Origin of the sequence: Streptococcus sp. 2018037, assembly GCF_019754195.1 — a bacterium.
GTDB lineage: Bacteria > Bacillota > Bacilli > Lactobacillales > Streptococcaceae > Streptococcus > Streptococcus hashimotonensis.
The window spans coordinates 1-23,823 of record NZ_JAIJZQ010000031.1; the positions used below are offsets into that span (position 1 = coordinate 1).

Here is a 23,823-nt window from a genome sequence, read left to right on the forward strand (position 1 = left end):
GTAAAATGAAACATATAAGACCTCCAATTGAGTGTGGTAATTCCTGTTAGAAGTTGATTGTTTTTTTATTCTAGTGTACAGGTAAATCCACGAATTCTCAACTGGGGGTCTTTACATATTGTCTATAAAAATGATGGACTCCTCATGAAAACGTATTATTGAGTTTTTAAAGGTAAATACTAACTATTATTGTTAGATTGTGTTATACTTGGTAAGTTGCAAATCCAATATCAGTGGTTCGACCCTGATATCTTGTTACAAAAAAAGTTAGATAAGGTAGCTTCGCACTGCCTTGTAAAAGAAAGGAAATGCGTTAGGAAACTAGTTCGGGAAGAGCATTCGAACCCGTGCTAAAAACTTCGTGAAAAAGATAGACTTCCTAGTGTGTTGTCACACTGCGTCAGTCTCCTATTTTCACCTTGTTTTCTTAACGCACTTGGTATCATAATTGAAATTTACTGAATTAAATCTGTCAGAAGATATTTTGCTTGCCGTTGAGAAGGCAGGTTTTGAAACGCCGTCACCTATCCAGGAGCAGACTATTCCGCTTGCTCTGGAAGGAAAAGATGTGATTGGTCAAGCCCAGACGGGTACAGGGAAAACTGCAGCCTTTGGTCTGCCAACCCTCAATAAAATTGACACCAACAATCAAGCTGTACAAGCCCTGATTATTGCCCCAACGCGTGAGTTGGCGGTGCAGAGTCAGGAAGAGCTTTTCAAATTTGGTCGTGAAAAGGGTGTGAAAGTCCGCTCTGTTTACGGTGGCTCAAGCATTGAAAAACAAATCAAGGCCCTTCGCTCAGGTGCCCACATCGTTGTTGGTACGCCAGGGCGTTTGTTGGATCTAATCAAACGCAAGGCCCTCAAACTTGACGGCGTTGAAACCCTTATTCTTGACGAGGCTGATGAAATGCTCAACATGGGCTTCTTGGACGATATTGAAGCGATTATTGAGCGTGTGCCAGAAAGTCGCCAGACTCTCCTATTTTCTGCGACTATGCCAGAGCCAATCAAGCGTATTGGTGTCAAATTCATGAAAGAGCCTGAGCACGTTAAGATTGCGGCTAAGGAATTGACCAATGTGAACGTGGACCAATACTATATCCGTGTCAAAGAACATGAAAAATTTGACACCATGACACGCCTCATGGACGTTGACCAGCCTGAATTATCTATCGTCTTCGGTCGTACTAAGCGCCGTGTCGATGAATTGACTCGTGGTTTGAAATTGCGTGGCTTCCGTGCAGAAGGTATCCACGGAGATTTGGACCAGAACAAACGTCTACGTGTTATTCGTGACTTTAAAAACGATCAGATTGATGTCCTTGTTGCGACGGACGTTGCGGCGCGTGGATTGGATATTTCGGGTGTAACGCATGTCTATAATTACGATATTCCACAGGATCCAGAAAGCTATGTTCACCGTATTGGTCGTACAGGTCGTGCGGGTCAATCAGGTCAGTCTATTACCTTTGTTTCGCCAAACGAAATGGGCTACTTAGCAATCATCGAAGATTTGACCAAGAAACGTATGAAAGGTCTCAAGCCTGCAACTGCTCAGGAAGCATTTGAAGCCAAGAAGAAAGTTGCTTTGAAAAAGATTGAGCGTGAAATGGCGGATGAAACTATCCGTAGCAATTTCGATAAGTTCAAGAAAGATGCTATTCAGTTAGCTGCTGAATTTACCCCTGAAGAGTTAGCGCTTTATGTATTGACCTTGACTGTTCAGGATCCAGAAAGCCTGCCAGAGGTAGAAATTGCACGTGAAAAACCACTGCCATTCAAGTTTGCACCTGGTCAAGCCAAGGGTAAAGGTGGCCGTGGTGGTCGCGACCGTGATCGTGGTGGCCGTCGTGACGGTGACCGCAACCGAGACCGTGGAGGACGCCGTGGCGACCGCAATGACCGCAACCGTCGTGATGACAAGTTCAAGCGTGACAACCGCCGTCAGGACAACAAAAAACCACACCAACGCACATCAAGTGAAAAGAAAACAGGCTTTGTTATCCGCAATAAGGGTGAGAGATAAGCAGTATTTGACAGACCATAAAGAGTGGTCTGTTTTTTTGAAATCTATTTAGAAAATAATCGAAATAGTTCTTGACAAACAATAAAAACAGAGTATAATTCTATTTAGAAATATTTCTAAATAGATGAGCAAGGAGGCTTATTATGGGATTGTCTGAAACCTTGAAGGCAATTTCTGCTCCTATTCGTAGGCAAATTCTAGATAGTCTTAAGTTGGGGCCGAAGTCTGCTGGGGAAATTGTAGAACAATTTCATTTAACAGGAGCAACAGTTTCTCATCATTTATCCACTTTGAAAAAAGCTGGATTAATTTTGGAGGAAAAGCAGAAAAATTTTATTTATTATCGTCTAAACTATACGGTCTTTGAAGAAGTCTTGGTTTGGATTGCAAGTTTTGGAGGGCAACAAGATGAAGAAAATTGACATAAAAACTTTATTAGCAACTTCGAGTATATTTCTACTGATTGCTTTATTGACGATTTATTACTATGGAGCATTGCCAGATACCATGGTAACTCATTTTGGGGTAAATGGTGAGCCAAATAGCTCTATGGCCAAGTATATGATGATTTTGACACCGTTACTATTCTTTTGTGTTCACCTATTCATTTGTGTACTTTATGATGTGAAAGGGATAGGGAAAACACCAGTCATTCGAGTGGTCAAATGGCTTTTTCCGTTGCTGGCTCTTATCATTCAAGTTGCTTTGCTCAGGTTTAACTTGGGAGGAGAATTAGAGTACCGGAGACTTGTCATTGGACTGCTGGCTATCGGCTATATGATAATAGGGAATTATTTACCGAAGGAAGAATTGGATAGTAAGACTAATGAAATAGAAAGAAGGGGAAGAAAGCAGGCAGGCTATCTCTTTATGGTTGGTGGGCTATTTCTGCTAGTTAGTCTGTTAGGCTCACCAACCCTATCTATCCTTGTGCTGATTTTGTTTGGTATATCTGTCATAACCTTGAGTCTCTATTATTTTTATCGTCGTTACAAAACCGCTTCATAATTGGAGCGGTTTTTGTTATACTAGAAGTAGCAAAATAGGAGGAAAGACCATGGGCGTTTTGACAATGGATAGAGCCTTTGTATTCTAAAAAACAATACAAAGGAGAAGAACATGATTACTTACAAACAAAATCCTCAACTTGATTTTCAAGCTGTCCTTAACCTCTATGGTTCAGTTGGTTGGACAAATTATACTGACCGGCCTGCCATGTTACAGAAGGCTTTGGAACATAGCCTGTTTGTTCTTGCGGCCTTTGACGGTGATCGTCTCGTGGGTCTCTTGCGAGCAGTTGGTGACGGCCATTCAATCGTTTTTATTCAGGACATCTTGGTCCTGCCAACCTATCAGCGACAAGGAATTGGGCGTCAGCTTTTGGAGCAGGCCATTACCCACTTTCCAGGGATTTATCAGCTGCATCTCTTGACGGACAATACTGAGAAAACGCGGTCTTTCTATGAGGCAATTGGCTTTACAGCCGTTGATAGCCTGGACTGTGTCGCATACACCTATTTAAAAAAATGATAACAGTTTTGAATGCAGAGGCTGGGAGACCAGCCTTTTGCTTCGAGCAAATGATTTGAATTTCAAATAAAAAAGAGTAGAATAGAGCTATCAATAATTAGTGATAAGAAGAGAAACAATGGCAACTGTATTAATTGTAAAGGCCCACCCCCTCGACGCACAAAAGTCCTATGCCTTGCGGGCTTTGGAAGAGTTTCAAACTCGGTACGTCAGTTTGCATCCAGAATATCGGATTGAAACAGTAGATGTTTTTGAAGACCAGATTCCCGCCTTAGACAAGTCCTTGTTAGAGGCTATGGGGGCAGCAAAAAAAGGTATAGAAATCAGTCCTGAACAAGCGGAGCAGTTGGACCGCTACAATGCCTTGACCCAACAATTTCTTGCAGCAGATAAGATTATCGTGGTCAATCCCCTTTGGAACCTCAATGTGCCAAGTCAATTAGTGTCATGGATTAATACCATTAACGTTGCAGGACTGACCTTCAAGTATGGGCCAGAAGGCTCTATCGGTCTGGTCAAGGGCAAAAAATTGTTGCATATCCAGTCCAATGGTGGAGTTTACGCAGGTCAAGATCCAGCAGCCCAATACATCAAGTCTATCTTTGAGTTTCTGGGCTTTGAAGACATCCATCAGGTCTTCATCGAAGGGCAATCGGCCGATCCAAGCCAGGCTCAAGCGATATTTGAAGAAGCTATGGGGAAAATTGATACAATTTTGGAAGTATTTTAAATAAAAAGCCTCGTACTATTTTGTACGAGGTTTTTTTGTCATTTCTGCAATATAGTCTAACTTGCTCTGCCGGCTACGTTTCTTAAAGAGTGCCTCAGCGGACATAGCTTCCTGCTTACTAGCAAAGGCTTCTTGATAGAGCAGGCTGACAGGCAAGCGTCCGCGGGTGTACTTGGCCCCTTTCCCAAGATTATGGGTAGCAAGCCGCTTCTCCACATCAGTCGTATAACCAGTATAAAGACTCCCGTCGGCACATTCCAAGACATAAAAGTAGGCCTTATTTTCCATAATAAATCTCACGAATAGCCGGAGTATAGTCGCCGTTTTCCTCATGGACAACCAGAGGTGACAGGATGTGCAGCCCGTCCACCGAGCCGTCCTTGATAGCCTCAATCAGCAACATATTGGCCTCCTTGCTGGCCTTGGGATAGACAAACTGGATACGTTTGGGAGCCAGCTTGTAGGTCCTTAGCGTGTCCAAAATATCTAAAAATCGGTCGGGTCTGTGGACCATGGCCAAGCGACCATTGGATTTGAGCACCTGTTGGGCCACCTGGCAAATGCTGTCTAGGTTGGTTGCAATCTCGTGTCTAGCTAGGAGATAATGCTCGCTTTCATTGAGGTTTGAGTCTTTATCTACCTTGAAGTAGGGAGGATTGCAGAGCATCAAATCAACCTTGGAGCGTAAATCATACTGGGGCAGACTTGCCAAGTCATCATTGATAACCGAGACCTGTTCCTCCAAACCATTGAGGGCAATGGAGCGACGGTTCATATCCGCCAAGCGCTCCTGCAACTCGACCTGAATAATCTGAGCCTTGGTGCGTGTGGAGGCAAAGAGGCCCACCGCCCCATTTCCACTACAAAGGTCAACAATCAGCCCCTTCTGAGCAGGCATTTTTGGAAAACGCGAAAGGAGGACACTGTCGATCGAGTAGCTAAAAACCTCTCGATTTTGAATAATCTGAACATTTGTCGAGAAGAGCTGGTCAATCCGCTCTCCGTCTAATAACTCAATTTTTTGCATGGTTTTATTATACCATCTTTAGCAGAAAATCTCAGTCCATTTTGGAAGAAAAAAGGAGCGCATTCACCGCTCCTTTCAATCTAACTAAAAAATTCAATCCAAGCCCCAACCAGTAAGAAAGCGATACAGAGATAGATTTGCCAATTTGCTTTCAAGGTCCATTCTTTTGACCAAAAGGCACTACGGGCAGTACCGACAGTCGCAAAGAGCAAGAGTGCAAGCCAGAGGGTAGGCCCTTTGTCCAACCATTCTCCAATGCTACCAAGCAACAACAATATCATCAAATAAAAGTTCAAACTCCGATAGTATTCTTTATTAAATTCCTTAAACATTGAAAATCCTCACAGTACAAAGAAGGAAATGATTGTCCAACTGACAATCAATCCAATCGTCAGATAAATCTGCCATGTTTTTTTTTATCCAGCTACGTGATTTAAAGAAAGCTAGATAACCAGCATAAAGTCCAATTCCAAGCTTGAGAAAATGGATAAACCAAAACGGTCCATTTACAGCAGCATAAATCACTTGTAGGATACAGGCAACAGACAAGTAAAATTCCCAGGTCCGATAGAATGCTTTATTGAATTTTTTAGACATAGTAAGCTCCTTTCTATTTACCCAAAATGAATTTCAGATAGATAATCACCACAATCAATCCGATATAGAAGATATAACCTATGCGAGTGAGCTCCTTTTCTTCGTTTAGGAAAAAAGCCCTGAAAATATGAATAGGAATGATTATTAGAATTAGGCTTGTATACCAGAGTGGCCACTGATCAAAGCTATCATTGGCAGTTGGTAGCAGAAAACAAATCCAAAATACCATAGAATAAAAATTACTGAAACGGTAGAAGTATTTGTTGAATCTGATTTTCATAATGACCACCTCATTGTCATTATATCAAATTAATAATGTATAATCCAGCAAGTATATGTAAGGGGGGAGATGTTGTTATAAAGAAAAACTATAGCAAAGCTTGCTGTTTTTCTATAAGTATTTTTGGATATTTTTCACACCAAATCTCCTATTTCATGCTAGACTAGTTAATAAGTTAGAATGGAGTAGATGTTATGACAGATTATAAGATTGATACGATTTTGGCACATACTGGCATCAATAACGATGAAAAAACTGGGGCATTGATTTCCCCTATTCACCTTTCGACCACCTATCAACACCCTGAGTTTGGTCAATCGACAGGTTATGACTACACGAGAACAAAAAATCCGACACGTGCCAGTCTAGAGACGACTTTGGCAGCTATTGAAAAGGCCGACTATGCCCTAGCAACGAGCTCAGGTATGGCTGCCCTGGTCTTGCTCTTTAACGGTTTTCCTGTTGGAAGCAAGGTAGTTGCGGCGCGTGATTTGTACGGTGGTTCCTTCCGTTGGTTTAATGAGCAGGAGCAGTTGGGGCGTTTTAGCTTCACCTATGCAAACACCGAGGAAGAGCTACTAGCAGCCATCACAGACCAGACAGATTATGTTTTCCTTGAAACACCGACCAATCCACTCATGGTAGAGTTTGACATTGCTAAGGTTTCGGCTGTCGCCCATGCCAAAGGTGCCAAGGTGATTGTCGATAACACCTTTTACAGCCCTATTTATCAAAATCCACTTGTTCTAGGAGCGGACGTTGTCCTACATTCAGCGACCAAGTACCTGTCAGGGCATAATGATGTACTAGCTGGCGCTTTGATGACCAATGATCAAGCCCTATATGATAAGCTCTTTTATGACCAAAATACATCGGGGCCAACCCTATCTCCACTAGATTCTTACTTACTCATGCGTGGACTCAAAACCCTCTCGCTTCGAATGGAGCGGGCGACACAAAATGCTCAGAAAATTGTTGCCTATTTTGAGAAGAGTCCAGCAGTCAAGCAAGTTTACTACACAGGAAAAGGTGGGATGATTTCGGTTAAGGTGGTAGATGAAAGTCGGATTCCCCATATTCTCAACACCCTGAAAGTCTTTACCTTTGCTGAAAGTCTGGGTGGAGTAGAGAGTCTGATTACCTATCCAGCTACTCAGACCCACGCAGATATTCCAGCTGAAATCCGTCATTCTTACGGTTTGACAGATGATTTGCTTCGTTTATCTATTGGTATAGAGGATGCGGAAGACTTGATTGCAGATTTAAAAACAGCCTTGGAGGGATAAGATATGACACAGTATAATTTTATAGATAGTCCGAATCGCCTATCCCAGCATGCGGAAAAATGGAGAAAAGTAGAGACGGATAAAGAACTCTTACCCTTGTGGATAGCAGATATGGACTTTGAGCCTCTACCAGAAATTCGCCAAGTTATCCGTGACTACGCAGATCATCATGTTTTTGGTTATCCTTATGCTAGTGACAGCCTCTATCAGTCTATTATTGACTGGGAAGATAGACAGCATGGCTATAAGATTGAAAAAGAGTCCATCCTACTCATCGAAGGAGTTGTTCCTGCTTTATCTGTGTCTATTCAATCTTTGACCGAAGAAGGGGATGCAGTCCTAATTAACACGCCAGTCTACCCACCCTTTGCACGGACTGTAAAATTAAACAATCGTCAGCTAGTCACCAATTCACTAGTTGATGTGGATGGTATTTTTAGGCTTGATCTTGACCAGCTTGAAAAGGACATTGTAGAGAATCAAGTTAAACTCTATATTTTCTGTAATCCCCACAACCCAGGTGGTAGAGTTTGGACAAGAGAGGAAGTTTTGGCGATTGGACGTCTTTGTCAGAAACATGGTGTTATCCTTGTCTCAGATGAAATCCATCAAGATTTGACCTTGTATGGTCACAAGCATTATTCCTTTAACACAGTGGATGAAAGTTTTAAAGAGTTTTCAATCATCTTATCATCTGCGACCAAGACCTTCAATATCGCTGGTACAAAAAATAGCTTTGCAATCATTGAAAATCCAAGCATTCGCAAGACTTTCGCTAAGCGTCAATTGATAAATAATCAGCACGAGATTCCAACGATTGGCTTGTTAACCACGGAAGCTGCTTTCACTTATGGAGATGAGTGGTTGAAGGAGTTGAAGGTTATTTTGGAGAGAAATATAGACTTTGTTGAGGAGTATTTGACAACCCATACAAGGATCAAGGTCATGAAGCCCCAGGGAACCTACCTCATTTGGCTTGATTTTTCTGCTTATGAGTTAGAGCATGCGGAGCTCATTGATATTCTTCATTGTAAAGCGAAGTTGATTTTGAATGATGGTTTGACCTTTGGTAAGGAAGGTAAGCACCATGCACGTCTAAATGTGGCAGCTCCATTTGATGTCATTAAAGAAGCTTGTCAGCGACTTGGTAAGGTTTTCGGATAAAGAAATAAGGACTAGGTGTGAGTAAAATCACCTAATCCTTATTTTTTTGTGTTTTTCGAAATTCTGTCGGGCTCATATGGAAATAATTTTTGAAGGCCGCGCTGAAGGTAAGAGGGTCTTGGTAGATTATATCAACCTAAAAGAAAAAACCTTTGAAATTGTTGAAATAGAAGAGGGCAAAATTACCACAATTGAGTTATAATATGATTATATAGAAAGAGGGGATTCCCCTTTTTCTTGCGTAAATAAGATTGTACAGAAAGGATCAATTAAATGTCAGAAATACAAAAGACAGATTGGTGGAAGAAGTCCGTCATTTACCAAATTTACCCTCGTAGTTTTCAAGATTCAAATGGAGATGGAGTAGGGGATATTCGAGGGATTATCAGCCGATTAGATTATCTTCACGAGCTTGGAATTGATGCAATTTGGCTTAGTCCTGTTTATCAGTCTCCCATGGATGACAATGGTTACGACATCAGTGACTACCAAGGAATTGCTCCAGAATTTGGGACCATGGAAGATATGGAAGAGCTGATTGCAGAAGGTCATAAGCGCAATATCAAAATAATCATGGATTTGGTGCTCAATCATACCTCGGATGAACATTTCTGGTTTCAAGAAGCCCTCAAAGGACCAGATAATCCCTATTATGACTATTATGTTTGGGCTGATGAGCCGAATGAATTACGCTCGACCTTTTCAGGCTCTGCTTGGGAATACGTTCCACATCTGAACAAATACTATCTCCACCAATTCTCTGTTAAGCAACCAGATTTGAACTGGAAAAATCCTGCTCTGAAACAAGAAATCTGGGACATGATCAATTTTTGGATTGAAAAAGGTGTCGGCGGTTTCAGGCTAGATGTGATTGATTTGATTGGAAAAGAACCGGAAAAATTAATTACAGCCGATGGACCGACTCTCCATCCTCTTATTCAGGAATTAAATGAGAAAACCTTTGGTGCATACGATTTAGTGACTGTTGGGGAAACCTGGAGTGCCAATCCAGAAAATGCTCAGTTATATTCGCACCCTGACCGAAAAGAATTTTCGATGATTTTCCAATTTGAACATGTAGGACTTGATCAGCAGGAAGGGAAAGAAAAGTGGGATTTGGCACCGCTTGATCCAGCTCGTTTGCATAAGGTTCTATCCAAATGGCAGACTGAACTGGTTGGTAAAGGCTGGAACTCGCTTTTCTGGAATAACCACGATTTACCTCGTGCCATTTCTCGCTTCGGTGATGATCGACCTGCATTTCGTGAGCTAAGTGGTAAAATGTTGGCTATTTATCTTCATTTTATGTCAGGGACACCTTATATCTACCAAGGTGAGGAAATTGGTATGATTAATACACCGATTACGGATATTAGCCAAGCGGACGATATTGAAACACGTCGCATGTATGCAGAACGGATTGAAAAGGGCTTTACCAAGGAGGAATTGATTACTTCTATAAATGCCAAAGGTCGTGATAATGCTCGCCGTCCAATGCAATGGACAGGAGCAGAAGGAGCGGGCTTCAGTACAGGTCAAGCCTGGCTGGCTTTGGGAGATACTGTCAAAGACATCAACGTTGAAAAAGTACTTGCAGACAAACAATCGCTTTTCTATACCTATCAAAAATTAATTGCTCTTCGGAAAGAGTATCCTTGTATGTCTGAAGGAAAATATGAAGTGATGGAGACTGGAAATAGCTCGGTAATGGCCTACCGTAAATATGATGAACAGGATGATTTCATCATATTAGTAAACTTTTCAAGCCAGGAGCAGGCTTATACTATAGCTGTGGAAGAATATTCTATTTTCATGAACAATTATGAAAACGAAGAGGCGATTAATAAAGGGATGTTGAGACCTTTTGAAGCTATCGTTTTCAAAAAATAAATAAATTTGTCACATTCTCAAGCATTTTTTCAATTTTTTTGGTAAAATAGAAAAAACAAAAAAGAGAGGTTTTATCATCATGGGGAAATTCCAAGTCATTTCACACCCACTCATTCAGCATAAGTTGTCTATCCTTCGTCGTACATCTACTTCAACAAAGGATTTTCGTGAGTTGGTTAATGAAATCGCGATGCTGATGGGTTACGAAGTTTTGCGTGACTTGCCACTTGAAGATGTGGAGATTGAAACGCCAATCACTAAAACAGTTCAGAAACAAATTGCAGGTAAAAAATTAGCTATCGTACCAATTCTTCGTGCAGGTGTTGGTATGGTTGATGGTTTGCTAAGCTTGGTACCAGCAGCTAAAGTTGGTCACATCGGTATGTACCGCGATGAAGAAACCCTTCAACCCGTTGAGTATCTTGTGAAATTACCAGAAGATATTGATCAACGTCATATTTTTGTAGTTGACCCAATGCTTGCTACAGGTGGTTCAGCCATTCTTGCAGTTGATTCATTGAAAAAACGTGGTGCTTCAAATATCAAATTTGTTGCTCTTGTTTCAGCTCCAGAAGGTGTAAAAGCTCTTCAAGATGCACATCCAGACATTGATATTTACACAGCAGCTTTGGATGAAAAACTCAATGAAAAAGGCTACATCGTACCAGGTTTGGGAGATGCAGGTGACCGCTTGTTCGGTACAAAATAATTGATTAAAAGGAATCAGCTCTGCTGGTTTCTTTTTCATTTCCTGAAATCGTGTTTTTTATTTGACCAATTTTGACTATTCATATATAATGGGTACAGAAAATCTCGAAAAGGAGTAATTTTATGATTCCAGTAGTTATTGAACAAACTAGCCGTGGTGAGCGCTCGTATGATATTTATTCCCGTTTGCTCAAGGATCGCATTATCATGTTGACAGGACCAGTTGAGGACAACATGGCTAATTCGATTATTGCACAATTGCTTTTCCTTGATGCTCAAGATCCTACAAAGGATATTTACCTCTATGTTAATACGCCTGGAGGATCGGTGTCAGCAGGTCTTGCCATTGTAGACACGATGAATTTCATTAAAGCTGATGTTCAAACCATCGTTATGGGAACAGCTGCGAGCATGGGAACCATCATTGCATCAAGCGGTGCCAAGGGCAAACGTTTCATGTTGCCAAATGCAGAGTACATGATTCACCAACCGATGGGTGGAACAGGTGGTGGCACTCAGCAAACAGACATGGCTATTGCAGCAGAGCACCTATTAAAAACACGTAATAAGCTAGAAAAAATCTTGGCAGACAATTCAGGTAAGACAGTCAAGCAAATCCATAAGGATGCAGAACGTGATTACTGGATGTCAGCAGAAGAAACCCTGGCTTACGGATTTATTGACCAGATTATGGACAATACAAAAGTCAAATAAGCAGTGACAAATATGTAATAACACTGACTATTCCTATTAGCTCCAACTCTTTTACAGGTAGTTGGAGCTTTTCATTTGTCATTGAAAACGGTATAATATAGAAAGAGAATTTTTAGAGGAGAAGACATGTTTGAGAAGAAAAATCGCACTTGCTTAACTGTCTATTTACACTACAATCGTGATGCACGTAAACTCAGCCAATATGGAGATATTGTTTACCATTCCAAACGATTGCGATATGTTTTGGTGTATATGGATCAAGAACTAGTAGAAGCTACCATATTAAAATTGAAAAAGGAACGTTTTGTAAAAAAAGTGGTTCCTTCGTACATTAAGGAACTAGACCAAAACTTTGTAGGTAATCTATGGAGAGATGAAGAACAATCAGTCGTAGGATAGTCGGAATTAGCAGGGGATACATACCTGCTAATTTTTTATTTTAAAAATTTTTTCTTTTTTTGTTGACAATTTTCAGATAATTCAGTATATTAGATACATCGTAAAATTTAAGAAAGATTTAAGGAGTTTTCATGAAAACAAGAAAATTTGCAGTAGCGCTTGCTACATTTGCCTCTGCAGCTCTACTTGCTGCATGTGGTAATGTTTCGACAACCAATACTTCAGCCGCAGGTTCTTCTGTAGGTGATACATTTAAAATCGGCTACAACTTGGAGTTGTCAGGTGCTGTTTCGTCTTACGGTCAAACAGAGGAAAAAGGTGCCAACCTTGCCGTGAAAGAAATCAATGCTGCGGGTGGTATTGACGGCAAAAAAATCGAAGTAATCACAAAAGACAACAAGTCTGAAACAGCAGAGGCAGCTACTGTTGCAACAAGCTTGGCAAGTGAAGGGGCGAATGTTGTGATTGGCCCTGCTACATCAGGAGCTTCAGCAGCCTCTGTTCCAGCATTGACATCTGCTGGGGTTCCTATGATTACTCCTTCAGGAACACAAACAAACCTGGTTGTGAACGATAAAGGTGAGGTACAAGAATACTTCTTCCGTACAACCTTTACAGATGGGTATCAAGGTCAAATTATGGCTAAATACGCTACTGAGAACTTGTCAGCTAAGAAAGTTGTTCTTTACTTTGACAACTCTTCTGATTATGGTAAGGGTGTAGCAGAGGCTTTCAAGAAGGCTTACAAAGGAGAAATCATTTCAGAAATCACATTTGCTTCTGGCGATAAGGATTTCCAAGCTGCTTTGACAAAATTGAAAGATAAAGAATTTGATGCCATCATCATGCCTGGTTACTACAATGAAACAGGTACAATTGTGAAGCAAGCACGCGGTTTGGGTATTGACAAGCCAATTCTTGGTTCAGATGGTTTTGACTCACCACAATTTACTGAATTGGCAACTGCATCAGCAGCATCAAATGTTTACTACCTTTCTGGATTTGTAACATCAGCAAGTGAAAAAGCAAAAGCATTCTATGATGCCTATGTGAAAGAATACAATGAAGAGCCATCAATGTTCTCAGCTCTAGCTTACGACTCGGTTTACATGGCAGCAGAAGCAGCAAAAGGTGCAGCTGATTCAGCAGCAGTGAAAGCTAATCTTGCAGCTCTGAAAGACTTTGAAGGTGTGACTGGTACAATGTCTGTTGACAAAGAGCACAATGTCGTTAAATCAGTTTATGTTGTTAGTTTAACAAACGGAGAAGAATCATCTGTAGATACTATCTCTATTGACTAATAGTGGACGAAAAGAGGGAAATCCCTCTTTTTCACTTGCCAGAATGTATAGAATAGTATACATGTTGCTTTAAAATTTGGTTAAATTTTCGGTAATTTTAATGATTAAACTCTCTATCTAACTTGCTTATTTTCAGAAAATTTTGTATAATGTAACAATGCTATTGAGCTCGAAAAATATTTAGAAAGATTGGTGAACCTATGCTTCAACAACTTGTCAATGGTTTGATTCTTGGTTCTGTTTATGCCCTTTTGGCCCTTGGTTATACCATGGTGTACGGAATTATCAAACTCATTAACTTCGCCCATGGTGATTTGTATATGATGGGTGCTTTTATGGGGTACTTCCTATTAAATAATTTAACTTTTATTGCAGATGGTGGAACGCGTTTCTTTGTTGCTCTCATTCTAGCGATGGTAGGGACGGCTATTCTCGGTGTCGTTATAGAGTTTTTAGCCTATCGTCCTTTGCGTAATTCAACGCGTATAGCAGCTTTGATTACGGCTATCGGTGTATCCTTCTTTTTGGAATACACTATGATTAAATTCTTTACAGCAGACGTAAAAGCCTTTCCACAAGCAATCGAAGCTGTGACTTTTAACCTTGGTCCAGTTTCTGTTACCAATATCCAGTTGATTATTCTTGGTGTATCGCTTGCGTTGATGGTCGCTCTTCAATTAATTGTCAAACGTACAAAAATGGGGAAAGCCATGCGTGCGGTCTCTGTAGATAGCGATGCAGCTCAGCTTATGGGGATCAATGTAAACCGTACAATCAGCTTTACTTTTGCTCTTGGGTCAGCTCTTGCGGGTGCTGCGGGTGTTCTCCTAGGTCTCTACTACAACCAGATTGAGCCTTTGATGGGGATGACCCCAGGTTTGAAAGCCTTTGTAGCGGCAGTATTGGGCGGTATCGGTATTATTCCAGGTGCTGCACTTGGTGGCTTCGTTATCGGTATCATCGAAACATTCACCTATGTGATTGAATTCGATACTTTCCGTGATGCGATCGTATATACTGTTTTGATCATCATCCTCTTGGTGCGTCCAAGTGGTATTCTTGGTAAAAATGTGAAAGAGAAGGTGTAACCATGAAGCAAAATTTAAAAGTTAATGCGATTTGGTTGGCTATCTTATTGGCTGGTTTTGGGCTTATTCAAGGTCTTGTATCAGCAGGGATTCTGAATTTTTACTACATCCAAATTGTTCAGCAAATCGGTATTCAAATTATCTTGGCAGTTGGTTTAAACTTGATTGTTGGTTTCTCAGGTCAATTTTCACTTGGTCATGCTGGTTTTATGGCTATTGGCGCTTATGCAGTAGGTATTCTTGGAAAAATGATGCCAACTTATGGTGGATTTGCTATCGCCTTGATTGTTGGGATGTTAATCTCAGGTGCAGTAGCTCTTTTAGTTGGTATTCCAACCCTTCGTTTGAAAGGTGACTACCTTGCAATTGCGACTCTTGGTGTTGCAGAGATTATTCGTATTTTAATTATCAATGGTGGTAGTGTAACGAATGGTGCAGCAGGTATTATGTCTATTCCACTCTTTACTAGCTGGCCTTTAGTTTATATTTTTGTAATCATCACAACCTTGGTGACAGTTAACTTTTTGCGCAGTCCGATGGGACGTGCTACAATTTCTGTTCGTGAGGATGAAATTGCGGCAGAATCTGTAGGTGTCAATCCAACATTTGTGAAAGTTTCAGCCTTTGTATTTGGTGCCATGACGGCAGCCATTGCAGGTGGTCTCCATGCAGGATACGTTGGGACAATTGTTCCGAAAGACTTTGCCTTTATGACCTCCGTTAACGTTTTGATTATCATTGTATTGGGTGGTTTGGGCTCTATCACAGGTACCTTTGTAGCAGCCATTGTACTTGGTATTTTGAACGTATTCCTCAAGAGTTACTCTGATATTTCAATGATTATCTATTCATTAGCTCTTATTCTCTTGATGATTTTCCGTCCAGGAGGTCTTTTGGGAACTAAGGAATTCAGCGTAGCGGCTCTACTCAAGAAGAAGGAGGTTAAGTAATGGCATTACTTGAAGTAAAAGATTTAACCAAGAACTTCGGTGGCCTGACTGCCGTTGGTGACGTGACCATGGAACTTCATGAAGGGGAATTGGTTGGTCTTATCGGTCCAAATGGTGCTGGTAAAACGACTCTTTTCAACCTCTTGACAGGTGTTTATGAGCCAAGCGAGGGGACAATTTCTCTTGCAGGGACTATTTTGAACGGTAAAGCACCATCAAAAATTGCTTCGCTTGGTCTTGGTCGTACTTTCCAGAACATTCGTTTGTTCAAAAATATGACCGTTTTGGAAAATGTTTTGATTGGTCTTGGCAATCATGGTAAATCAGAAGTATTTGCAAGTTTCTTCCGTCTTCCAGCATTCTATAAGAATGAAGAAGCGTTGAAAACAAAAGCGATTGAACTTTTGAAAATCTTTGATTTGGATGGAGATGCAGATACATTAGCTAAAAACCTTCCTTACGGTCAACAACGACGTTTGGAAATCGTTCGTGCCCTTGCGACTGAACCAAAAATTCTTTTCTTGGATGAACCAGCGGCTGGTATGAACCCACAAGAAACGGCAGAATTGACCCAACTTATCCGTAAGATCAAAGAAGAATTTGGCATTACTATCATCTTGATCGAACACGATATGAGCTTGGTTATGGAAGTGACGGAGCGTATATACGTATTGGAGTACGGTCGGTTGATTGCCCATGGTACACCAGAAGAAATTCGTAATAACAAGCGTGTAATTGAAGCCTACCTTGGAGGTGAAGCTTAATGGCAATGTTAGAAGTAAAAAATCTTTCCGTTAACTACGGTGTTATCGAAGCTGTTAAAGATGTTAGCTTTGAGGTTAATGAAGGTGAAGTTGTAACACTTATCGGCGCTAATGGTGCTGGTAAAACCTCTATCCTTCGTACTATTTCAGGACTTATTCGTCCATCAGCTGGAACGATTTCTTTCCTTGGAAATGAGATTCAAAAAGTTCCTGCACGTAAAATCGTAGCAGACGGTTTATCACAAGTTCCAGAAGGTCGTCATGTTTTTGCAGGCTTGACTGTTATGGAAAACTTGGAAATGGGTGCCTTCCTTCGCAACAATCGTGAGGAAAACCAAGCAAACTTGAGAAAAATCTTTGCTCGTTTTCCACGTTTGGAAGAGCGTAAAAACCAGGATGCCGCTACCCTTTCAGGTGGTGAGCAACAGATGTTGGCCATGGGACGTGCCCTAATGAGCCAACCAAAGCTCTTGCTCCTTGATGAACCATCAATGGGCTTGGCTCCGATCTTTATCCAAGAAATTTTTGATATTATCCAAGATATTCAAAAACAAGGAACAACTGTCCTCTTGATTGAGCAAAATGCTAACAAAGCTCTCGCAATTGCAGATCGTGGCTATGTTCTAGAAACAGGAAAAGTTGTCCTATCAGGAACAGGAAAAGAACTCCTCGCCTCAGAAGAAGTCAAAAAAGCATATCTGGGTGGTTAAAACGTGGGTTACCCCACGTTTTAAGTTGGAAATAGGAAACGCCGGTAGGCGTTTTTCTTTATATCAAGGTCCGGGGGACCTTTTTAGGTTGGAGATAGGAAAACCAGCAATGTACGTTGCTGGTTTGTCTCCCACCCTGACAGGTTGTTTTAGGTCGGAAATAGGGACCGTCGGCAGACGGTCTTTCTTTATGTTGAAAATTAAAAACTCTCAGAAACGCCGAAATATCAATGTTTCTAAGAGTTTAATGACTTGCTATCTTTCGCAAACTTCTTCAATTTTTTATATTTTTAGGGGGTTGTCTACGTTCCGAACCGCTGGCAATCGGTTTTCTTCATCACGAGTAGGTTGTTTAAAGTTGGAAATGGGGATTCTTATCAAGCGCTCTCCCTCGTTATTACTATCTATGCAGTAAGCTTCAAATATAGTATAATGAATGTATATTTGGAGGTTTGTATGATTAAAGTTGAAGAGATTTTATCGACTCTATCACCGAATCAAAAGGTTAACTATGATAAAGTGTTTCAAAAAATGGCGAGCACGTGGCAGGAAGCGGGGCTTCGACCGAAAATTCTCATGCATGTCTGTTGTGCACCATGCTCGACCTATACATTGGAGTACTTGACTCAATATGCAGATGTAACCATCTATTTTGCGAATTCCAATATTCATCCAAAGGCGGAGTACCAGCGGCGAGCAGCCGTTACAGCCCAGTTTGTCAAAGAATTTAATCAGAAAACTGGACAGTCGGTAGGCTACCTAGAAGCTGACTATAGCCCTCAGGAATTTTTCAAGAAAACTCAGCATCTTGCCAATGAGCCAGAGGGGGGAGATCGGTGTAAGGTTTGCTATGATTATCGGTTGGATAAGACTGCGGAGAAGGCAGTTGAGCTTGGTTTTGACTATTTTGGTTCGGCTTTGACAATCAGTCCACATAAGAATTCGCAGACCATCAATGCTGTTGGGATTGAGGTACAGAAATTATACGATACCCAGTATCTTCCGAGTGACTTTAAGAAAAATGGAGGCTATCAGCGTTCAGTTCAAATGTGTGAAGAGTATGACATTTATCGCCAGTGCTATTGTGGCTGTGTCTATGGGGCCAATGCCCAAGGTGTCAATCTCGTACAGGTAAAAAAAGAAGCCTTGGAATTTTTAAAAACGCACAGAGATTATTCCCACATTCCTTTCAAGGTGCTGGATAAGAATTGAGTTTTTGAGTTTAGTTTTTACTTAAGGAGCGTTTTTTCTTGCTTTCTCTATGAAATTGGTATATACTAATTATGGTTAATATATTGTACTACTAGGAGAAAAGCAAAATGAAATTGAGAAAAGTATCATTTATTTTAGTTACCTTTGTCATCGGTTTACTATCGTTATCAAGTGTAAAGGCGGAGACTTCAATGTTTGTACCAGTAGGTCAACAGAATGTTCCGGGGGTAGAAGTAGCTCCTTTTAGAACGGGTTCAGATTCTATTCATGTCCATGTTGGCTCATTTGGTTATGTCACTGCATATATAAACGGGAAAAAGATAGATGTTCCTACAGTTAAGCATAAGTCAAAGTGTCCTAAAGAAGGGGAGGTTAATTATTTTCCACAATGCTATGAGAGAGAATGGGAAGTAAGTGGTCATCGTGCGGACGGCAGTGGAGATTATGTTGTAAAATTGAATAAGAAACTCGAAGAGGGTGATGTTGTTACATTAAAATTTGCAGACGATGGGAATTTGTATTTTGGTCAATTAGTATATAAAAGTGAAAAGAAACGAGTTGAACAGAATCAAAAGGAACAAGAGGATGAGTACGCAGATGCCTTGTTCAAACGTTCTATTGAGGAAGAAGAAAATAAGACTTGGAGAGATCGGATAAAGGATACTTTTCAAGATGCTTGGTGGAATTTCAAAGGGTGGTGGAATAGCTAACAAAGGAACTGCTATTTGGAAAATAGGCCATTTGGAGTGATTATCAATTAATTTTTTCTACCTTCCTGATATAAACTTCAATGAAAGAGTCCAGACTTTATGTCTAGGCTCTTTTTGTGGTACAATGAGAAAGGAATTTTGAGGTTTTTATGACAGTAATTGAACAGATTGAAAAATTAAAAAAAGAGAAATTAGAGCTTCTGACCGTTTTATGCGGTGAAGACATCGGACAATACCAAATAGCGAAAGACTTACTTCTGAGGAAGCTTGATTTTGATGCGGCAGATTTAGGTTTTGCCTATTTTGATATGTCGGAGGCTGATTATCATCAGGTAGACTTGGACTTAGTTTCTCTTCCTTTCTTTTCAGACGAAAAAGTAGTGATCCTTGATTATTTTGTAGATTTAACGACAGATAAAAAACGACATTTGACGGATGATGAACTCAAACAGTTTGAGGTCTATTTGGAAAATCCTGTCGAAACAACACGTTTGGTCATTCTAGCACCGGGTAAGTTGGACAGTAAGCGTCGTCTGGTCAAGCTCCTCAAACGAGATGGACTAGTATTAGAAGCCAATCCCCTGAAGGAGCTGGATTTGGAAAATTATTTCCAAAAGGAGATAATGCGTCTTGGATTGCAGATGGGAGGAGAGGTTTTTCAATATCTTTTAGAAAAGTCCAATTTTGATTTTGCAGAAATCAGTAAGAACCTAGCCTTTCTTCAATCTTATAAGGGAAAAGAGACGATTGAAATTTCAGATATTGATGCGGCTATCCCCAAAACACTACAAGATAATATCTTTGATTTAACACAGTTAATTCTACAATCCAAGGTAGACGAGGCTCGCAACTTAGTTCGTGACTTGCGGTTGCAAGGGGAGGAAGAGGTTAAGTTGATTGCCATCATGTTAACCCAATTTCGAACCTATCTACAAGTGCAAATACTACTAGAGCAAGGTCGAGGGGAACAGCAGATAGTAGCTGAGTTATCAACTATTATGGGGCGTAAGGTGAATCCATACCAAGTAAAGTATGCTTTGCGTGATTCACGCCATCTGTCCATTGGATTTTTGAAAAAAGTCGTCAAGCTCCTAATTGATACAGATTTTCAAATTAAAACAGGCCAATTTGATAAGGATTATTTATTTGATTTGGTATTATTAAAAATCGCGACTGCATAGTAAAAAGAGTATTTTAGATTTAGGGGCAACCATGGTTTCAGACAAATAAATTGAAAAGGCTCTCACATTGGAGTAGAATAGAACTATCACTTAGTATAGGAGAAAACGAAAATGACAATTATTTTACCAGACCTTCCATATGCATACGATGCTTTGGAACCACATATTGATGCAGAAACAATGACCCTTCACCATGGTAAGCACCATGCGACTTATGTTGCAAATGCTAATGCAGCACTTGAAAAACATCCTGAAATTGGCGAAGACCTTGAAGCTCTTCTTTCAAATGTTGACCAAATTCCTTCAGACATCCGCCAAGCTTTGATTAACAACGGTGGTGGTCATTTGAACCATGCTCTTTTCTGGGAATTGCTTTCACCTGAAAAAACAGAAATTTCAGCAGAATTGGCAGCAGATATTGATGCAACTTTTGGCTCATTTGATGCATTCAAAGAAGTCTTCACTACAGCAGCAACAACTCGTTTCGGTTCAGGTTGGGCTTTCTTGGTTGTTAATAAAGAAGGCAAGTTGGAAGTTATCTCAACTGCTAACCAAGACACACCAATCATGCAAGGTTTGAAACCAATTTTGGCATTGGATGTTTGGGAACATGCTTACTACCTTAACTACCGCAATGTCCGTCCGAACTACATCAAAGCCTTCTTTGAAGTAATCAACTGGGACAAGGTTAACGAACTTTATAAAGCAGCTAAATAAGAACAGTTCTCTTCCTTTGGGAAGAGATTTTTTAGTTGCTAGGATTATTTTTGAGAGAATTGTGTAAGGGAAGAAGGGGAATTTTCGTATTATAGATAAAAATGACAAGATATTTTCAGAAAAACGATGTAAAAGTAAGAATAAACGAATATTTTTATAATTTTTTGTTATAAATGACTGATTTAATATTGAAAAGCTGTAAAAAAAGGATTATTATAGATATGTCAATATGAAAAAAATAGAAGGAGCATTGTTTTGCTTATGAAAAAGAATATTCGGTTGAAAAGCAGTATACTAGCTCTTGTAGCTGGTTTTAGCGTTATTGCAACACAAACTGTTTTGGCAGATGAATTAGCTGTCCAAATTATGGGAGTTAATGATTTCCATGGTGCGCTTGATATGACGGGGACAGCGCGATTGGAAGGGGAAACAGTTCGGAATGCAGGAACTGCCGCCTTACTTGATGCTTACATGGATGATTCACAAGCAGAATTTGAAGAAACAGCAGCAGAAACAGAGACACCTGCAGAGTCTATCCGTGTTCAAGCTGGGGATATGGTTGGTGCAAGTCCATCGAATTCTGGACTTTTGCAAGATGAACCAACTGTAAAAGTCTTTAATAAAATGGATGTTGAATACGGGACTTTGGGGAACCATGAGTTTGATGAGGGACTTGATGAGTATAACCGTATCATGACTGGTGAAGCTCCAAAAAAAGGTCAGTTTAATGAGATTGTAGATAATTATACTCGTGAAGCTGCTAAACAGGAGATTGTTATTGCTAACGTTATTGACAAAGAAACGGGTGAAATTCCGTATGGTTGGAAGCCCTACGCTATTAAGACTATTCCCGTGAATGATAAAGAAGCTAAGATTGGCTTTATTGGTGTAGTTACGACAGAAATTCCTAATCTTGTTTTGAAGAAAAACTATGAGCAGTACACTTTTTTGAATGAGGCAGAGACGATTGCTAAATATGCGCGTGAGTTAGCTGAAAAAGGTGTAAATGCGATAGTTGTACTGGCTCACGTTCCAGCTACAAGCAAGGATGGTGTGGCTGCTGGTGAAGCTGCAGATATGATTGCTAAGCTAAATGAAATCTATCCTGAACACTCAGTTGACCTTGTATTTGCTGGTCATAACCATGTCTATACAAACGGTACAACGGGCAAAACCTTGATTGTTCAAGCTACCTCACAAGGTAAGGCTTACGCAGATGTTAGGGCTGTTTATGATACAGATATTGCCGACTTTAAAGCTGTTCCGACTGCGAAAATTATTGCAGTAGCACCAGGACAGAAAACACCAAGTCCGGAAATTCAGGCAATTGTGGGTGAGGCAAATACCATTGTTAAAAAAGTAACAGAGCAAAAAATTGCTACAGCTAGTCAAGCGTCAGATATTTCTCGCGAAGTGAATGAATTTAAAGAAAGTGCTGTAGGTAATCTAGTAACATCGGCTCAATTAGCTATCGCTAAGAAATCGGGTTATGATGTTGACTTTGCAATGACAAACGATGGCGGGATTCGGGCAGATTTGAAAGTCCAAGAAGATGGAACAGTTACTTGGGGTGCAGCACAGGCTGTGCAACCATTTGGGAATATCTTGCAAGTTGTTCAGATGACAGGTGAGCAGATTTATACAGCCTTAAATCAACAATATGATGAAGGTGAAAAATATTTCCTTCAAATGTCTGGAATCAAATATATCTACACGAAAGTAGATAATCCAACGGAAGAAAATCCTTACAAGGTTGTTAAAGCCTTCAAAGAAGATGGAACGGAGATTGTTCCGACAGAAACCTATACACTTGTCATCAACGACTTCTTATTTGGTGGTGGGGATGGCTTCTCAATTTTCAAAGAAGCTAAACTGATTGGTGCTATCAATCCAGATACAGAAGTATTTGTGGAGTACTTAACTGATTTAGAAAAAGCAGGTCAAACCATTAGTGCAACAATTCCAGGTAGAAAAGCATTTGTAGAGAAGTACGTAGAAGAACCAAAAGCAGAAGAAAAAGGAGATACTGCTGGGACAACTACCGATACGAAAACACCTGGAAAAGCAAGCGACGGTGGCGATAGTGTAGCAAATCAGAAAGCAAACGAGCAACCGGCACCATCTGGAAGTGTGGCTCCTATTTCAAATAATAAAGCTGAAAAAGCATCAGGAAATCAAACACTTCCAAATACCGGTCAAGAAGCCCTAGGCTCACTTCTTATTAGCTTGGGTGGCTTAGTCTCACTCGGAATGGCTGTCTCAATGAGACGTAAGGAAGGGGAATAGGAATCAAGCATAAAAACGACAAATTTTCGAAGTATGTTCTAGGAGCGCTTCTTTTAGAGACTATCATGAGAGGAATACATAAAAACAATAGTGTTTCATCTTAGAGTAAGTTCTGCTTTTTTGTAAAAATTTGAAAAAACTTACATAACCTTGCTCTTGCAATCTGCTCTCTTCTGGGGTACAATAGAGAGGCAGACTTCCCTTAGTTAAATGGATATAACAAATTCCTCCTAAGAATTAGTTGCAGGTTCGATTCCTGCAGGGGAGATGGAGAGTATACGAAAAAGCCTAAATGATAGGCTTTTTTGCATTATTGTCCCCAGAAGAGGCTGGGCAAAAACTAGCCGCTCACATATAAAAAAACGAGCAATTCCAATTAGGAGTTGCTCGTTTTCCATTTCATGCTTTATAATTATAATAACGACAAAACAACTAGAAAGGCATGAAAATGTATAAACAGTATAACACAAATCAGTTAAGTTTGGAATTAAATATTGCTTGGGACTTACCTGCAACGCATGAGGCTCGTCTGATTAGTCAGTTTGTGGAT

Annotated in this window: 25 protein-coding genes and 1 tRNA gene; 22 read left to right on the top strand and 4 right to left on the bottom strand. The window is 40.4% G+C overall.

Features of this window, described 5'->3' with window-relative positions:
• Positions 1 to 448: 448 nt before the first annotated feature.
• The 5 genes from K5Q29_RS09320 (at position 449) to K5Q29_RS09340 (ending at position 4,289) form a co-directional block, all read left to right on the top strand.
• The gene (locus tag K5Q29_RS09320; protein ID WP_105139595.1) at positions 449 to 2,029 is read left to right on the top strand and encodes a DEAD/DEAH box helicase; all 1,581 of its coding nucleotides are present in this window, start codon (positions 449 to 451) and stop codon (positions 2,027 to 2,029) included.
• Between the two features lie 143 nt (positions 2,030 to 2,172).
• Positions 2,173 to 2,451: an autorepressor SdpR family transcription factor gene (locus K5Q29_RS09325; protein WP_105139594.1), complete on the top strand. Its 279-nt coding sequence runs from the start codon at positions 2,173 to 2,175 to the stop codon at positions 2,449 to 2,451.
• Positions 2,438 to 3,037: a DUF1648 domain-containing protein gene (locus K5Q29_RS09330; protein ID WP_105139593.1), complete on the top strand. Its 600-nt coding sequence runs from the start codon at positions 2,438 to 2,440 to the stop codon at positions 3,035 to 3,037. The genes K5Q29_RS09325 and K5Q29_RS09330 overlap by 14 nt, the downstream gene beginning before the upstream one ends.
• A gap of 111 nt (positions 3,038 to 3,148) precedes the next feature.
• Entirely contained in the window at positions 3,149 to 3,559 is a 411-nt protein-coding gene (locus tag K5Q29_RS09335) for a GNAT family N-acetyltransferase (RefSeq protein ID WP_105139592.1), read from the top strand.
• Between the two features lie 118 nt (positions 3,560 to 3,677).
• The gene (locus K5Q29_RS09340; protein WP_105139591.1) at positions 3,678 to 4,289 is read left to right on the top strand and encodes an FMN-dependent NADH-azoreductase; all 612 of its coding nucleotides are present in this window, start codon (positions 3,678 to 3,680) and stop codon (positions 4,287 to 4,289) included.
• A gap of 15 nt (positions 4,290 to 4,304) precedes the next feature.
• On the opposite strand, the gene K5Q29_RS09345 is transcribed toward K5Q29_RS09340, so the two are convergent.
• The 4 genes from K5Q29_RS09345 to K5Q29_RS09360 form a co-directional block, all read right to left on the bottom strand.
• A complete protein-coding gene (locus K5Q29_RS09345) occupies positions 4,305 to 4,577 on the bottom strand; it encodes a GIY-YIG nuclease family protein (protein WP_044768123.1) in 273 nt (90 codons plus the stop codon).
• On the bottom strand, positions 4,567 to 5,316 hold the full coding sequence (locus K5Q29_RS09350) for a tRNA1(Val) (adenine(37)-N6)-methyltransferase (RefSeq protein WP_105139590.1): 750 nt from the start codon (positions 5,314 to 5,316) through the stop codon (positions 4,567 to 4,569). Before K5Q29_RS09350 ends, K5Q29_RS09345 begins: the two co-directional genes overlap by 11 nt.
• Positions 5,317 to 5,396: 80 nt before the next feature.
• A complete protein-coding gene (locus K5Q29_RS09355) occupies positions 5,397 to 5,648 on the bottom strand; it encodes a hypothetical protein (protein WP_105139589.1) in 252 nt (83 codons plus the stop codon).
• On the bottom strand, positions 5,641 to 5,913 hold the full coding sequence (locus K5Q29_RS09360; RefSeq protein ID WP_239515226.1) for a hypothetical protein: 273 nt from the start codon (positions 5,911 to 5,913) through the stop codon (positions 5,641 to 5,643). The genes K5Q29_RS09355 and K5Q29_RS09360 overlap by 8 nt, the downstream gene beginning before the upstream one ends.
• Positions 5,914 to 6,387: 474 nt before the next feature.
• Between K5Q29_RS09360 and K5Q29_RS09365 the strand changes: the two genes are divergently transcribed.
• The 17 genes from K5Q29_RS09365 to K5Q29_RS09445 all read left to right on the top strand — a co-directional run bounded on the left by K5Q29_RS09365 (position 6,388) and on the right by K5Q29_RS09445 (position 23,541).
• Positions 6,388 to 7,479 (top strand): cystathionine gamma-synthase, encoded by a 1,092-nt coding sequence (locus K5Q29_RS09365; protein ID WP_105139587.1) that lies wholly within the window; start codon positions 6,388 to 6,390, stop codon positions 7,477 to 7,479.
• Positions 7,480 to 7,482: 3 nt separating this feature from the next.
• Positions 7,483 to 8,643: a MalY/PatB family protein gene (locus K5Q29_RS09370; protein WP_105139586.1), complete on the top strand. Its 1,161-nt coding sequence runs from the start codon at positions 7,483 to 7,485 to the stop codon at positions 8,641 to 8,643.
• A 273-nt stretch (positions 8,644 to 8,916) separates the two neighbouring features.
• Positions 8,917 to 10,533 carry an alpha-glucosidase gene (locus K5Q29_RS09375; RefSeq protein ID WP_105139585.1) on the top strand — a complete coding sequence of 539 codons (1,617 nt, stop codon included), beginning with the start codon at positions 8,917 to 8,919 and terminating at the stop codon, positions 10,531 to 10,533.
• A gap of 79 nt (positions 10,534 to 10,612) precedes the next feature.
• Entirely contained in the window at positions 10,613 to 11,242 is a 630-nt protein-coding gene (gene upp, locus K5Q29_RS09380; RefSeq protein ID WP_012027487.1) for a uracil phosphoribosyltransferase, read from the top strand.
• A 101-nt stretch (positions 11,243 to 11,343) separates the two neighbouring features.
• Positions 11,344 to 11,955, top strand: coding sequence for an ATP-dependent Clp protease proteolytic subunit (locus tag K5Q29_RS09385; protein ID WP_223375679.1), 612 nt, complete (start codon positions 11,344 to 11,346; stop codon positions 11,953 to 11,955).
• Between the two features lie 126 nt (positions 11,956 to 12,081).
• Positions 12,082 to 12,354, top strand: a complete 273-nt coding sequence (locus K5Q29_RS09390; protein WP_024381609.1) for a YlbG family protein — start codon at positions 12,082 to 12,084, stop codon at positions 12,352 to 12,354.
• Between the two features lie 131 nt (positions 12,355 to 12,485).
• Positions 12,486 to 13,655 (top strand): ABC transporter substrate-binding protein, encoded by a 1,170-nt coding sequence (locus K5Q29_RS09395; RefSeq protein ID WP_044681902.1) that lies wholly within the window; start codon positions 12,486 to 12,488, stop codon positions 13,653 to 13,655.
• A gap of 200 nt (positions 13,656 to 13,855) precedes the next feature.
• A complete protein-coding gene (locus K5Q29_RS09400; RefSeq protein ID WP_012027482.1) occupies positions 13,856 to 14,743 on the top strand; it encodes a branched-chain amino acid ABC transporter permease in 888 nt (295 codons plus the stop codon).
• A gap of 2 nt (positions 14,744 to 14,745) precedes the next feature.
• Entirely contained in the window at positions 14,746 to 15,693 is a 948-nt protein-coding gene (locus tag K5Q29_RS09405) for a branched-chain amino acid ABC transporter permease (protein ID WP_002937293.1), read from the top strand.
• Positions 15,693 to 16,457, top strand: coding sequence for an ABC transporter ATP-binding protein (locus K5Q29_RS09410; RefSeq protein WP_002937291.1), 765 nt, complete (start codon positions 15,693 to 15,695; stop codon positions 16,455 to 16,457). Before K5Q29_RS09405 ends, K5Q29_RS09410 begins: the two co-directional genes overlap by 1 nt.
• The gene (locus K5Q29_RS09415; protein ID WP_105139584.1) at positions 16,457 to 17,167 is read left to right on the top strand and encodes an ABC transporter ATP-binding protein; all 711 of its coding nucleotides are present in this window, start codon (positions 16,457 to 16,459) and stop codon (positions 17,165 to 17,167) included. Before K5Q29_RS09410 ends, K5Q29_RS09415 begins: the two co-directional genes overlap by 1 nt.
• Positions 17,168 to 17,623: 456 nt before the next feature.
• A complete protein-coding gene (locus K5Q29_RS09420) occupies positions 17,624 to 18,379 on the top strand; it encodes an epoxyqueuosine reductase QueH (RefSeq protein WP_024387922.1) in 756 nt (251 codons plus the stop codon).
• 107 nt (positions 18,380 to 18,486) lie between these two features.
• Positions 18,487 to 19,089 (top strand): hypothetical protein, encoded by a 603-nt coding sequence (locus K5Q29_RS09425; protein WP_105139582.1) that lies wholly within the window; start codon positions 18,487 to 18,489, stop codon positions 19,087 to 19,089.
• Between the two features lie 149 nt (positions 19,090 to 19,238).
• Positions 19,239 to 20,270, top strand: a complete 1,032-nt coding sequence (gene holA, locus K5Q29_RS09430) for a DNA polymerase III subunit delta (protein WP_105139581.1) — start codon at positions 19,239 to 19,241, stop codon at positions 20,268 to 20,270.
• A gap of 111 nt (positions 20,271 to 20,381) precedes the next feature.
• Positions 20,382 to 20,987 (top strand): superoxide dismutase SodA, encoded by a 606-nt coding sequence (sodA, locus tag K5Q29_RS09435; RefSeq protein ID WP_029751647.1) that lies wholly within the window; start codon positions 20,382 to 20,384, stop codon positions 20,985 to 20,987.
• 261 nt (positions 20,988 to 21,248) lie between these two features.
• A complete protein-coding gene (locus tag K5Q29_RS09440; RefSeq protein ID WP_105139580.1) occupies positions 21,249 to 23,273 on the top strand; it encodes a bifunctional UDP-sugar hydrolase/5'-nucleotidase in 2,025 nt (674 codons plus the stop codon).
• A gap of 196 nt (positions 23,274 to 23,469) precedes the next feature.
• Positions 23,470 to 23,541, top strand: a tRNA-Arg gene (locus K5Q29_RS09445).
• Positions 23,542 to 23,823 lie beyond the last annotated feature (282 nt).

What these genes read in the sequence shown, in the direction of transcription:
- K5Q29_RS09325 (WP_105139594.1), top strand. Translation starts at nt 2,173, where the DNA reads ATGGGATTGTCTGAAACCTTGAAGGCAATTTCTGCTCCTATTCGTAGG.
- K5Q29_RS09330 (WP_105139593.1), top strand. Translation starts at nt 2,438, where the DNA reads ATGAAGAAAATTGACATAAAAACTTTATTAGCAACTTCGAGTATATTT.
- K5Q29_RS09335 (WP_105139592.1), top strand. Translation starts at nt 3,149, where the DNA reads ATGATTACTTACAAACAAAATCCTCAACTTGATTTTCAAGCTGTCCTT.
- K5Q29_RS09340 (WP_105139591.1), top strand. Translation starts at nt 3,678, where the DNA reads ATGGCAACTGTATTAATTGTAAAGGCCCACCCCCTCGACGCACAAAAG.
- K5Q29_RS09345 (WP_044768123.1), bottom strand. Translation starts at nt 4,577, where the DNA reads ATGGAAAATAAGGCCTACTTTTATGTCTTGGAATGTGCCGACGGGAGT.
- K5Q29_RS09350 (WP_105139590.1), bottom strand. Translation starts at nt 5,316, where the DNA reads ATGCAAAAAATTGAGTTATTAGACGGAGAGCGGATTGACCAGCTCTTC.
- K5Q29_RS09355 (WP_105139589.1), bottom strand. Translation starts at nt 5,648, where the DNA reads ATGTTTAAGGAATTTAATAAAGAATACTATCGGAGTTTGAACTTTTAT.
- K5Q29_RS09360 (WP_239515226.1), bottom strand. Translation starts at nt 5,913, where the DNA reads ATGTCTAAAAAATTCAATAAAGCATTCTATCGGACCTGGGAATTTTAC.
- K5Q29_RS09365 (WP_105139587.1), top strand. Translation starts at nt 6,388, where the DNA reads ATGACAGATTATAAGATTGATACGATTTTGGCACATACTGGCATCAAT.
- K5Q29_RS09370 (WP_105139586.1), top strand. Translation starts at nt 7,483, where the DNA reads ATGACACAGTATAATTTTATAGATAGTCCGAATCGCCTATCCCAGCAT.
- K5Q29_RS09375 (WP_105139585.1), top strand. Translation starts at nt 8,917, where the DNA reads ATGTCAGAAATACAAAAGACAGATTGGTGGAAGAAGTCCGTCATTTAC.
- upp (WP_012027487.1), top strand. Translation starts at nt 10,613, where the DNA reads ATGGGGAAATTCCAAGTCATTTCACACCCACTCATTCAGCATAAGTTG.
- K5Q29_RS09390 (WP_024381609.1), top strand. Translation starts at nt 12,082, where the DNA reads ATGTTTGAGAAGAAAAATCGCACTTGCTTAACTGTCTATTTACACTAC.
- K5Q29_RS09395 (WP_044681902.1), top strand. Translation starts at nt 12,486, where the DNA reads ATGAAAACAAGAAAATTTGCAGTAGCGCTTGCTACATTTGCCTCTGCA.
- K5Q29_RS09400 (WP_012027482.1), top strand. Translation starts at nt 13,856, where the DNA reads ATGCTTCAACAACTTGTCAATGGTTTGATTCTTGGTTCTGTTTATGCC.
- K5Q29_RS09405 (WP_002937293.1), top strand. Translation starts at nt 14,746, where the DNA reads ATGAAGCAAAATTTAAAAGTTAATGCGATTTGGTTGGCTATCTTATTG.
- K5Q29_RS09410 (WP_002937291.1), top strand. Translation starts at nt 15,693, where the DNA reads ATGGCATTACTTGAAGTAAAAGATTTAACCAAGAACTTCGGTGGCCTG.
- K5Q29_RS09415 (WP_105139584.1), top strand. Translation starts at nt 16,457, where the DNA reads ATGGCAATGTTAGAAGTAAAAAATCTTTCCGTTAACTACGGTGTTATC.
- K5Q29_RS09420 (WP_024387922.1), top strand. Translation starts at nt 17,624, where the DNA reads ATGATTAAAGTTGAAGAGATTTTATCGACTCTATCACCGAATCAAAAG.
- K5Q29_RS09425 (WP_105139582.1), top strand. Translation starts at nt 18,487, where the DNA reads ATGAAATTGAGAAAAGTATCATTTATTTTAGTTACCTTTGTCATCGGT.
- holA (WP_105139581.1), top strand. Translation starts at nt 19,239, where the DNA reads ATGACAGTAATTGAACAGATTGAAAAATTAAAAAAAGAGAAATTAGAG.
- sodA (WP_029751647.1), top strand. Translation starts at nt 20,382, where the DNA reads ATGACAATTATTTTACCAGACCTTCCATATGCATACGATGCTTTGGAA.
- K5Q29_RS09440 (WP_105139580.1), top strand. Translation starts at nt 21,249, where the DNA reads ATGAAAAAGAATATTCGGTTGAAAAGCAGTATACTAGCTCTTGTAGCT.